Annotated in this window: 9 protein-coding genes and 1 pseudogene; 3 read left to right on the plus strand and 7 right to left on the minus strand. The window is 58.1% G+C overall.

What is annotated here, in order from left to right; genetic code table 11:
* Positions 1 to 209 (minus strand): annotated as a pseudogene (locus QM579_RS11790) (BAX inhibitor (BI)-1/YccA family protein); the annotation flags it as partial.
* A gap of 391 nt (positions 210 to 600) precedes the next feature.
* Between QM579_RS11790 and QM579_RS11795 the strand changes: the two are divergent.
* A complete protein-coding gene (locus QM579_RS11795; protein WP_414999337.1) occupies positions 601 to 1218 on the plus strand; it encodes a peptidylprolyl isomerase in 618 nt (205 codons plus the stop codon).
* A 296-nt stretch (positions 1219 to 1514) separates the two neighbouring features.
* Here QM579_RS11795 and ruvC read toward each other — a convergent pair whose 3' ends face one another.
* The 5 genes from ruvC to QM579_RS11820 all read right to left on the minus strand — a co-directional run bounded on the left by ruvC (position 1515) and on the right by QM579_RS11820 (position 6678).
* The gene (gene ruvC, locus QM579_RS11800; RefSeq protein WP_414999338.1) at positions 1515 to 2036 is read right to left on the minus strand and encodes a crossover junction endodeoxyribonuclease RuvC; all 522 of its coding nucleotides are present in this window, start codon (positions 2034 to 2036) and stop codon (positions 1515 to 1517) included.
* Between the two features lies 1 nt (position 2037).
* Positions 2038 to 2841 carry an MlaE family ABC transporter permease gene (locus tag QM579_RS11805; protein ID WP_414999339.1) on the minus strand — a complete coding sequence of 268 codons (804 nt, stop codon included), beginning with the start codon at positions 2839 to 2841 and terminating at the stop codon, positions 2038 to 2040.
* Between the two features lie 9 nt (positions 2842 to 2850).
* Positions 2851 to 3720 (minus strand): SPOR domain-containing protein, encoded by an 870-nt coding sequence (locus QM579_RS11810; protein WP_414999340.1) that lies wholly within the window; start codon positions 3718 to 3720, stop codon positions 2851 to 2853.
* A 93-nt stretch (positions 3721 to 3813) separates the two neighbouring features.
* A complete protein-coding gene (gene argS, locus QM579_RS11815; RefSeq protein ID WP_414999341.1) occupies positions 3814 to 5466 on the minus strand; it encodes an arginine--tRNA ligase in 1653 nt (550 codons plus the stop codon).
* Positions 5467 to 5736: 270 nt separating this feature from the next.
* Complete coding sequence (locus QM579_RS11820; protein ID WP_414999342.1) at positions 5737 to 6678, minus strand: ACP S-malonyltransferase; 942 nt, start codon at positions 6676 to 6678, stop codon at positions 5737 to 5739.
* A gap of 189 nt (positions 6679 to 6867) precedes the next feature.
* Here QM579_RS11820 and QM579_RS11825 point away from each other — a divergent pair, with 189 nt between their 5' ends.
* Together QM579_RS11825 and QM579_RS11830 are read left to right on the plus strand one after the other, a co-directional pair.
* Positions 6868 to 7566 carry a 16S rRNA (guanine(527)-N(7))-methyltransferase RsmG gene (locus QM579_RS11825; protein WP_414999343.1) on the plus strand — a complete coding sequence of 233 codons (699 nt, stop codon included), beginning with the start codon at positions 6868 to 6870 and terminating at the stop codon, positions 7564 to 7566.
* 1 nt (position 7567) lies between these two features.
* Positions 7568 to 10051 (plus strand): STT3 domain-containing protein, encoded by a 2484-nt coding sequence (locus QM579_RS11830; protein WP_414999344.1) that lies wholly within the window; start codon positions 7568 to 7570, stop codon positions 10049 to 10051.
* A gap of 85 nt (positions 10052 to 10136) precedes the next feature.
* On the opposite strand, the gene QM579_RS11835 is transcribed toward QM579_RS11830, so the two are convergent.
* The coding region (locus QM579_RS11835) for a 23S rRNA (pseudouridine(1915)-N(3))-methyltransferase RlmH (RefSeq protein WP_414999345.1) at positions 10137 to 10532 on the minus strand (396 nt) is incomplete at its 5' end.

A 10532-nucleotide genomic window follows, 5' to 3' on the forward strand; every position in this document is an offset into this window, starting at 1 on the left:
ATGACCAGACCGAACTGGGCCACGATGAGGCCGATCATGATCAGCGAATTGCCAAAAATGACCTGCTGCACGGCGGGCGTGCTTGCGACAAACCAGGCCACAAGGGTGGTGACGCCAAGGCCCACGGTCATCCACTGGTAAACCTGGCGCATGTAAATGGAAGCAACGCTATTGACGCCGTTTTGCGCGACACTGCGGGTATTCGACATTAGATCCTCCGAAAAACTGTTGAAGCCTGACCGGCTCCGGTACACTTTGCAGAACTACCGCATGGTACTACCATGAGGTTTTGTCCTTCTGTATGCCGGACAAGCCGTATATCCTGTCTTCTTTCATATACTATATGACACAAGCCCGGTTTAGCAAGTGCCCACCCCGCGCTATTGCCAGTAATCCTGAACGCGCATACATCAGAAAAACGAAAGGGCAGCGCTTGGGGCCACGTGGGGCAGTGTGTGACATTTGTGTTACACTGTGTTGCGGCAGGGCACAGCGCCGCTATTTGGCAGTATCTTGATGGCCGAGGATTGCCGTGATAGCCTTTACGAATTGCCGGACTGCAGTCTGGTATTCATACCGAAGCAACGTAAGGAGTTACATATGAAATTTTTCCGTTCCGGCGTCATGTTTCGCGCTTTTGCTCTGGCTTTCTGTCTTATGGCGGCTCCTCTTATGGCCGCGGGACTGGGGCTTTCTTCGGCTCACGCCGCTACCCCTGACCCGGCTGTGAAGCTTGAGACCAACTATGGCGAGATCATCGTGCGCCTGGACGCCCGCAAAGCACCTATCAGCACCGCCAACTTTGTTCAGTACGTCAAATCTGGGTTTTACGACGGCACGGTTTTTCACCGCGTTATCAAGAATTTTATGGTGCAGGGCGGCGGTTTCACCCCTGATATGAAGCAGAAGGAAACCCGCGCCGCCATCCGCAACGAAGCGGACAACGGCCTCAAGAACAAAAAATACACCATAGCTATGGCCCGTACTGGCGAACCGCATTCGGCCACCGCCCAGTTCTTCATCAACACCAAGGACAACGATTTTCTGGATTTCAAGAGCCAGACTCCCCAGGGTTGGGGCTACGCTGTCTTTGGCAAGGTGATCAAGGGCCAGGAAGTGGTGGACAAGATTGCTGCCGTCACCACTGGCAAAAAAGGCTATTATGACGACGTTCCGATGGAAAATGTCATCGTAAAGAAAGCCGTGGTGGTTGAATAGGCTGGCTGCATGCTGATTGACTGCGCCTGCGCGCAGCATAAAAAAGGGCCGCAAGGCCCTTTTTTATGCTGTGATGTTCAGAAGTTGCTGCTGATGCCGTCGCGCAGATATTCCTAATGGGAAGCTATTTTACAATGCTGTTTTACCAGCATCGCAACAATGGCAAATGAACTTCGGGCAGCGCAGACTTTCATTCGCCATATGGTCATGCCCTATGGCGACGGATTACTTTTCAGCAAATCAGGTCGCTGCAGGCGGAACTCAGGAACGGCAGCGCCAAGTAAAAGAAGACCTGGCTACTTGCCCGCAAGGGCGGCAAAGCGCCGCATGGTGAGGTGGCAGATGGCCACGGCCAGAGCGTCTGAAGTGTCGAGCGCCCAGTCGGCGTTTTTGACGTTGAGCAGCCGCTGCACCATAAAGGATACCTGCTCTTTTTCAGCGCGGCCCGTGCCCACCAGAGATTTTTTCACCAGTGTGGGTTCATAGTCGCTGATGGAAAGGCCCTGGGAGGCGCAGGCTGCCACAGCCACACCTCTGGCCTGCCCCAGCTTGAGGGCGCTGGCTGCGTTTTTGGCGGTAAACACCTGCTCAATGGCGGCTTCTTCCGGCTTGAGGCGGATCAGTATGGCTGAAAGTTCGTGATAAATGCGGGCCAGGCGGTCAGAAAATTCCTTTCCTGCCGATGCCGTGCGTACCACGCCGCAGTCCACCAGTTGCAGCACGCCTGAAACCTCGCGCACAACGCCCCAGCCCGTACGCTGCGAACCGGGGTCTATGCCCAGAACCGTGACGTTACCCTTGGTATTGATGTTAGCCATATTACAGCAGGAAAGACGTGATAACGTAGTCTGCCGCCAATATCAGCACGCAGGAGATAACCACTGCCGAGGTTGTGGCGTTGCCCACGGCTTCGGGGCCCATGCTGTCGCGCCGCTTGTTGGTATAGTAGCCCTGACGGCAGCAGATTGTGGTGACAAGCAGGCCGAAAACTGTGGCCTTGATAAAGCCCCCGGCCACGTCCGTCATAGTCACGGAACTGGCAATGCGGTAGAAATACGCGCCTTCGTTGATGCCGAGCATGAGCACGCCTGTAAGATAGCCGCCAATGATGCCGATAACGTCAAAAACCGCCGTAAGCAGCGGAAAGGCGATAAGCGAGGCCACAAGGCGCGGGCTGACAAGGTAGCCCATTGAGTTGATGTCCATCACGTCCAGAGCGTCGATCTGGTCGGTGATGCGCATTACGCCTATTTCTGCCGTCATTGAAGACCCTGCGCGGCCTGTAAGCATGATGGCCGTAAGCACTGGGCCAAGCTCGCGTATGAGCGTCAGGGACACGGCAGAGCCGAGCATGCCCACAGAGCCGAACTGCACAAGGGTGTGGTAGCCCTGCAGCCCCAGCACCATGCCGCAAAAGACACCAATGAGCATGATGAGAAAAAACGATTTGGAGCCAATGATATAGAGCTGATGTATGGCGCGGGGAAAGATTTTTCTGCTGGCAAAGATCTGGGCTAGCCCATCGAACATGAAGATGGCCGTGCCGCCCAGAGCTTCAATGCCGCGCAGGCAGGGGCCGCCGATAAGGCGTAAAAAGCCTGTGAAGGATAGAGATTGCGTCATCATGGCTCCTTAGCGGCCAGTGCTGCGGCCTTTGCCAGCAACCGCTTTTTTGGACTTTTGCATGGGCGCGCCAAGTTTCATGCGTCCAAGTTCTTCGCGCAGGTTGGCTGCGTCAAGCTCGGTGCCACGCAGGCTGACCATGACCAGCTGTACTTTGCCGCTTTTTTGCAGCCGCGAACGTATACCGCGCTCTTCAAGCCTTTTGCGCAGTTTGTCGGCATCGTCGACGCTTTTGAAGGCCGCGACCTGATAAACAAAGTCAAACATGGGGGCTTGCGGGGCCGCAGGTTTTTGGGCTTGCGCCGAAGCCTGGGTGCCGGACGGTTTTTGGGCTGCCTGTCCGCCCGCCTGCGCACCCGTTTGTACGCCAGGTTGAGCGCCTGCCTGAGGCTGCTTTATGCCCCAGGCTGCCAGACTGCTGCCGTTGGGCCGCTCAAAGGGATAGGCTGATGCGTCTGCTGGTCCCGCAGTTTCCGGGCCTGCTGGAGCGGCTGATGCCGCAGTGCCAGCCGCCGCCTGTGGACCAGCCATATTGGGGTCAGCGCTTTGCGCGCCCGGCCCGTTTTGGGCTGTAGCGGCCGGATCAGTTCCTGCTGGCAGCGTTGCGCTGGGTGGATTCTGGAGGGCAAGGCCGCCCTGGGCGGCTTGTTGCGCCTCTTTGTCCAGTTGCAGCCCGGTCATTTGTTCCACCCGCTGCTCCGGGTTTTGCCCGCGCCCGACCATAAAGCCCATAAAAAAAGACCAGCCTACAGCGGCTATGAGCACAACTCCCAACAGAGTGGCCATAGGCGCTGACAGCCGAAGGGTGAATCGCCGTTTGTCGCTTGCAGCGGGGCTGGCGGCGGTTTTTTGTCTGGGTCTGCGTAACGGTGGGGGCATTCCTGATCCTTGTTTACTTTCTTTCTGCGGTATGCCGGGCGAGTTGGGAAAATCCCCATGCCCCGCCCGGCATTATAAATACGTTGGTTTTTGCTACATGCTTTCCGGCGCGCTGACGCCCAGCACGTCCAGACCGTTGCGTACAACCTGTCCTACTGACCGCAGCAGGGCCAGGCGGGCCAGGGTGCGCGGCGCGTCGTCGGCCAGCAACACCTGATGCTTGGCATAGTAGCTGTGCAGAAGTCCGGCCAGTTCCGTCAGGTAATGGCTCACGTGGTGTACGCCCAGCGATTGCGCGGCAGAACTCAGCATGTCTTCAAACCCGGCAGCTTTGCGCAGCAGGGCCATGTCCTCGGGGGTATCCAGCGGGGTCAGCAGGGCGGCGTCCGTCTTTACGGGAAGGTCGAACCCGCGTTCGGCTGCCCGGCGCAGCACTGCGCAGATTCGCGCATGGGCGTACTGCACGTAGTAGACCGGGTTGTCCATGCTGCGCTGCTTGGCAAGCTCCAGGTCAAAGTCCAGCGGACTGTCGCTTTTGCGCGAAAGAAACATGAAGCGCGCCGCGTCTGTTCCCACTTCCTTGATAACGTCGGAAAGGGTTTCAAAGGTGCCCGCTCTGGTGGACATACTTACAGGCTGGCCTTCGCGCAGCAGGTTCACAAGCTGGATGAGAACCACGTCAAAGCTGCTCTGTTCCTTGCCCATAGCCGCGATGGCCGCACGCATGCGGGGGATGTAGCCGTGGTGGTCTGCGCCCCAGATGTCGATAAGCCAGTCAAAACCGCGCTCGAACTTGTCGTGGTGATAGGCGATATCAGAGGCAAAGTAGGTCAATGTGCCGTCGGACTTTTTGAGCACGCGGTTCTTGTCGTCGCCCAGCTGCTCTGTGGCAAACCAGAAGGCGTTGTCCTTGTCGTAGGTATAGCCGGATTTGCCAAGGGCTGCAAAGGCAGCGTCCACTGCGCCGTTTTCCACAAGGGTTTTTTCTGAAAACCAGCGCAGGTGCTCCACGCGAAAGTCGCGCAGGTCGTCCTTGATGCCGTTGAGGATGTCATTCATGGCTTTATCATAGCACATGTCTTCGCCCTCTGCGGCAGGCATGTCGGGCAGACCGGGATTGGCTTCAAGCATTTCCCTGGCAATATCAATGATATAGTCGCCCTTGTAGTAATCTTCAGGCCATTCCACCGTGCGGCCTGCCAGTTCCAGCGCCCGCAGCCATACAGAAAGGCCCAGCAGGCGCATCTGACGGCCCGCGTCGTTGATGTAATATTCCGTGTGCACATGATGTCCGGCCTTGCGCAGCAGGCGGGTCAGGCTGTCGCCAACGGCTGCACCGCGCCCGTGTCCCACATGCAGGGGGCCAGTGGGGTTGGCCGAAACATATTCCACAAGCACCTTGCGGCCGGGCTCCTTGCTTTCGCCATAGCTCTGGCCTTCGCTTTCAATATCAGTAACGGTTTCATGCCAGAAGGTCTGGCTGAACGTCACATTGCAAAAGCCGGGGCCAGCGGCCTCTGCCTTTTCTATGTCAGGGCAGCGCTCTTGCAGCTTTTGGGCAAATTTTTGCGCAAGCTCACGAGGATTGGTTTTGGCTTCCTTGGCCAGCAGCATGGCTGAATTGACCGAAAGATCTCCGTGGCGAGGGTCGCGGGGCGGCTCAATAACGGTTTTGACGGGCCATGCCAGGCCTTCTTCCTCAATGATGGCCGCCAGGGCCGTGCGCAGGGTTTCAATGGCGCGCATAGTGCTTTCGCATCCTTTACGTATACAGGTTCTTCTGATTCAGGTTGCCACGGTGGAGAAGGGCGTTCAGTCCTTTTCCGTCAGCCATGCCCGGCGCTTTGGCCGGTGCACTTCAATATTGAAAACTTTACAGGGTCAGGCGGGGATCGCCCTTAGTACCTTTGCGGGCGTAACGGCCATGTGTTTGTTCTGGCCGCGTTACTCTGCACGGATATTGCCTGCCGCAGTCTCCGCAGCGTGTGCAGAACTGGCAGACTTTCAGCCGTAGCGCTAGCCCGTAAAATTTCCGGCGCTTTCGGCGTTATTGACCAGTTCCACAGTCAACTGATCCGCTTCGGCGCGGTCTGCCAGGCAGGGAGAAACCATCTTGCCGAGCAGTGCCTTGGGGCCCAGTTCCAGCCAGCGGCGGGCGCCGGCATCATGCTGATTGCGCATGGTATCAATCCACTGCACAGATGAAGTCATCTGGGCCAGCAGACTTTCAAGGGCGCTTTCGCCTTCGTGAACAGCCTTGCCGTGGGCATTGCAGTAGACGGGGAATTTGGGCTTGTTCCAGGTAGTCTTGCGGAGTTGCGGGGCCAGTTCTTTGCTGGCTTCAGCCATCATAGGGCTGTGAAAAGCGCCGCTGACCTTGAGCTCAATACCGCGTCCTTTTACTTCCTTGGCTTTCTGGCAGGCCAGGGCCACAGCTGCCTTGGTTCCGCTGATAACAAGCTGCCCCGGCGTGTTGTAGTTGGCAACGATAACCAGTTCGCCGCATTCGGCTGCCGTGTCGGCCACAATTTTTTCCACCTGGGCAAGGTCCAGCTTGAGCAGGGCGGCCATGGCCCCTTTGCCTTCGGGATCGGCTTCGGCCATAAGGCGTCCGCGCAGGCTGGTCAGTTCCAGCACGCTTTGGGGCGAGAGCACCCCGGCGGCGGCCAGAGCGCTGAATTCGCCCAAACTGTGTCCGGCTGCGGCCAGAGGCTTCGTGCGGCCAGCTACGGCGCTCCAGAGGTTAAGATTCACCACTGTAAGAGCCGGTTGCAGCGCGCGGGTGTCGCTCATAGCGGCATCGTCGCCTTCCCAGTATATTTCGCGCAGGGGCAGGCCGCTGGCCCGCTCGGCCTGCTTCCAGAGATTCATTGCATCGGCTGAGGCTTCGGCCAGATCGCGGCCCATGCCAGCTTCCTGTGATCCCTGACCGGGAAAGAGCAGAACGGCTTGTGACATTGAAAGGTATCCTCCAAGGGCGCGGCAGGCGGCCCGCATATGGTCAAAAAAGGCGCGGCGTAACCGCAAGCCCTCTTTTTTACGTTATCGGCGCGGGGCTTGCAAGTCCCGGTCGGCGGGGCTATGAGTATGCACCCGGCACGATCGTAAAACGCCGGGCGGCAAACAGTACAGGAGCAGCGCAAGATTATGCAGCGACAAGTGGTGGACAGAAAGGAACTGGCCCGGTTGGCAGCGGCCACTGGTGCGGACGTGCCGCAGGAAGCTATGGAGCCTCTGGGGATATATCTTGAAATGCTCTGCCAGTGGAACAAGGCTATGAATCTTGTGGGCCCGCACTCCTGGCAGGATATACTCAGCCGCCTCGTGGCTGACAGTTTTCATCTTGCGTCTTTTTTGGAAAGTCTGCCCATGCCCGATGCGCCGCTGACCTGGGATCTTGGCGCTGGCGCCGGCCTGCCGGGAATACCCTTGCGCATGTTGTGGCGCAAGGGCGCGTATTATATGGTTGAAGTGCGTGAAAAGCGGGCACTTTTTCTTTCCAGCGTGCTTTCGCAAACCAGTTTGCCTTCCACACATGTTTTTCGTGGCCCGGTGGAACATTTTTTTCACGGCCAATACTATCCTGCAGACTGCATAGTAAGCCGGGCCTTCATGCCCTGGCGGCAGTTGCTGGATCTGACCCTGCCCCGTTTGCGCCGTGAGGGACTTCTTGTGATTCTGGCTCTGGAACCCGCGCCGGAAAAACTGCCTGCGCCCTGGCGTTTGGCCGGGCAGCACAGCTATGTTGTTGCGGGCAATGCACGTTGGTTCTGGGCGCTCACGCCTGATATGCCCGAAAACGATCTCAAGAAATTCAGCACCGGACACCACGAAGACGGAGCATAGCATGCCCCAGCAGAGCACTGCCCCTGACCATGCCCATTCAACAACTGTTCCAGCTGAAAGCCTGGAGAACAGTTCCTTTACTGGTATGGACCAAGAATCTGAAAGCCTGACCCCTCATGTCACTCCTCATGCCCTGAGCGGCGCTGGCAGTGCGGAGGGTGCCCGTCATTCGCACGCCCAAGGCTTGGGTCATGCGTGGGCGCTGCCGCGTGCGACGCATCTGGGGTTCCCGCCCGGGCCGGATGTGGCCGGGTACTGGCTGCGGGGATTTTTTTGGGGCGTGGTGACGCTTGTGCTGGCTTTTGCCCTGCGCATGCTTGAGTGGCCCAGTTGGCAAAACCCTGAATTTCGTCTGGGCAGCCAGTGGCTTCTGGCCACGCATGATGCCTACCACTGGGTAGCCGGAGCCGAGGGCGTTGGTCTGGCGGTGGGGCACCCGATGGCGGAAATGCTTCGCTGGATGGCTGATGCGCTGGGCACGTATCCCGCCGCGGTGGCTTTTTGGTTTCCGGCGGTGCTGGCAAGTCTTGTGGCCCTTATTGTGTTCGCCTGGGTATGGGCCTTGGGCAGTATGGAAGCGGGCGTGGCCGCCGGGCTGCTCACGTCGCTGGCGCCGGGCTTTCTGGCCCGCACGCTACTCGGCTACTATGACACAGACCTTGTTACCCTGTTTTTCCCGCTGCTTATGACTCTGGCCCCTGCCAGCTGGGCCATGCGTTACATGCTGTTGCCGCAGATGGTTTTGCGCCGTCTTGCCATTGGCTCGGGCATTATGACGGCCCGGCGGCTGTTCAGCCGTGGTGTGCCCGATGCCGCGCTGGCCGGGCGGCTGCGGCAGGCCGAACATCTGGGCAATCCCCTGCGCTGGCAGTGGGTGGTGCTTTTGGGCTGCTCCGGCGTCATTTCGTGGTGGACGCAGGAATGGCATTCGGTTTTTCCCTATCTTATTCGCTACAACGTGCTTTTGCTGGCTTTCATGAGCCTTATTATGGCTCCGCGCGGTCGGCGCGCGTTGTTGCTTTTGGGCAGCCTCGCCTATGCCCTGCCAACCCTGACCGGGCCCATAGGGCTGGTTTTCAGCTTGTTACTGTTGCTGGCAGGCACCAGGCCGGGGCTGAAAGCCCGGCGCTTTCTGTGCCGTCCGTGGGTTCTGGCCCTGCTGTGGGTTGGCGTGGCTGGCCTTTTGGTCCGCGGCGAAATTCTCACCACGCTTATGAACCACGTCAATGCTTACCTGAAGCATGCTGGCGACGTTAAAAGCACGGGCGAGGGGGCGGTGCTCATGTACCCCTCGGTGAATCAGTCCATCATCGAAGTGCAGGATTTGAGCTTCGCAGCCCTGTTCCCATATTTCCATCCCTGGATGGAGGCCTCTATTCTGGGCCTTGTGGGCTTTTTTGTGGTGATAGTGCGGCGGCCGGGAGCGCTCTTTCTGCTGCCGCTGGCGGCGCTTGGAATTTTAAGCACCAAGCTCGGCGGGCGCATGGTCATGTTTGGTGCGCCTGTAGTTGCAGTGGGGCTGGCTTTGCCCCTGTACTGGATATTGCAACGCCTGTTGCGCACCAGTTTGCGCGGAGCGGTTGCCGGATTGCTTACTTCCGCGGTGCTTACAGCGCTGATGGTGGTTCCCTTTGTGGAAATGATTCCTGCCATGTCGCAGGGGCCCATGATCAACCGTCGCCATGCCGAGGCTCTCACGCGGGCGCGAACCATGACGCCTCAGGATTCCATGCTCTGGCTGTGGTGGGACTGGGGCTATGCCGCCCACTATTTTTCGCACCGTGCTACCATTGCTGACGGCGCGCAGCACGCCGGGCCATCACTGTATTTGCCAGCCGCCGTGTTTGCCACGGATAATGCCCGCTTTGCGCGTCAGCTTATCCGCTATACGGCTTTACGCGGCAACGAGCCAGGCAACGTCTTTGACGGACTGGACGGAAATTCGGCCCAGGCTCTTATGGATAAGCTCCGCTCTGACGAAACACCGCTTATTGAGGCCAAGGGCAAGCTTTATCTGGTGGTGAGCTATGAAATGCTGCGTCTCGGCTTTTGGATAAGCAATTTCGGCAACTGGAATTTTGTTACAAACACGGGTGAGGGCGGGGCGCTTTCCATTGTGCCGCAGGAGCTCGCCTATCGGCTGGACACGGGCGAAGTGCGCCTTGAGGGCAGCACCAGCGCTATCTATGCGTCATCCATTAACGTGTTTGAAGAAACCGGAGTCACCCGGCGCAACTATATTCAGGAGTGGTTCGACGCGCACCCCAACGCCACGCCGCAACAGCAGCAGGAATTTTTGTCAAAGCGGCGCAATATCAACTTTTTCTTCAACCGTGTGACTGACGAAAAATTGGCTATGGACGAAGGGCTGTATAATTCTTTGATGGTGCAACTGCTTATGGGCGAACCGCAGAATCCGCGTTTTTCACCATACTTCAAGCTGGTGTATGATAATGTGTTCGCCAGAATTTACGAAGTACTGTAGAAAAATTACGCGCAATGGGCTGAAATTTATTATGTATGGTTGAAGCCGCTTGCGGGCAGGGGAGCCGCCGTTCCTCATTATTACATCAATGATGATAGGGAACCTTGCGCAGTATACATTCAGCACGGTAGATCTGCTCCAGCAGCACAACGCGGGCCAGTTCATGCGGCAGGGTCATGTCTGAAAGGCGGATCATTTTGAAAGCCTTCTGGCGTACACAATCGTCCAGCCCCCATGCCCCTCCGATGATAAAGCAGGCCCGGCCGCGCGCGTCCTGATCCAGCTGTTGCAGCAAGGCGGCCAGGTCAGGCGAGGTAAGGCGCTGCCCGCGTTCGTCCAGCACAAGGGCCACATCCTGTGGGGCCAGAGCTTCAATAATGCGCCGTCCTTCAAGGGCGTTGCGCTGATCCGGGGGCAGGGCGGCGTCGCCGTCACGCACTTCAGTATATTCCAGGGGCCGCCAGCGGTTGATGCGTGTAAG

It is taken from the genome of Desulfovibrio sp., assembly GCF_047607245.1.
Classification (GTDB): domain Bacteria; phylum Desulfobacterota; class Desulfovibrionia; order Desulfovibrionales; family Desulfovibrionaceae; genus Desulfovibrio.

Coding starts and splice junctions, on each gene's coding strand:
- argS (WP_414999341.1), bottom strand. CDS start 5,466: ATGCGCGCCATTGAAACCCTGCGCACGGCCCTGGCGGCCATCATTGAG.
- QM579_RS11795 (WP_414999337.1), top strand. CDS start 601: ATGAAATTTTTCCGTTCCGGCGTCATGTTTCGCGCTTTTGCTCTGGCT.
- QM579_RS11825 (WP_414999343.1), top strand. CDS start 6,868: ATGCAGCGACAAGTGGTGGACAGAAAGGAACTGGCCCGGTTGGCAGCG.
- QM579_RS11830 (WP_414999344.1), top strand. CDS start 7,568: ATGCCCCAGCAGAGCACTGCCCCTGACCATGCCCATTCAACAACTGTT.
- QM579_RS11805 (WP_414999339.1), bottom strand. CDS start 2,841: ATGACGCAATCTCTATCCTTCACAGGCTTTTTACGCCTTATCGGCGGC.
- QM579_RS11810 (WP_414999340.1), bottom strand. CDS start 3,720: ATGCCCCCACCGTTACGCAGACCCAGACAAAAAACCGCCGCCAGCCCC.
- QM579_RS11820 (WP_414999342.1), bottom strand. CDS start 6,678: ATGTCACAAGCCGTTCTGCTCTTTCCCGGTCAGGGATCACAGGAAGCT.
- ruvC (WP_414999338.1), bottom strand. CDS start 2,036: ATGGCTAACATCAATACCAAGGGTAACGTCACGGTTCTGGGCATAGAC.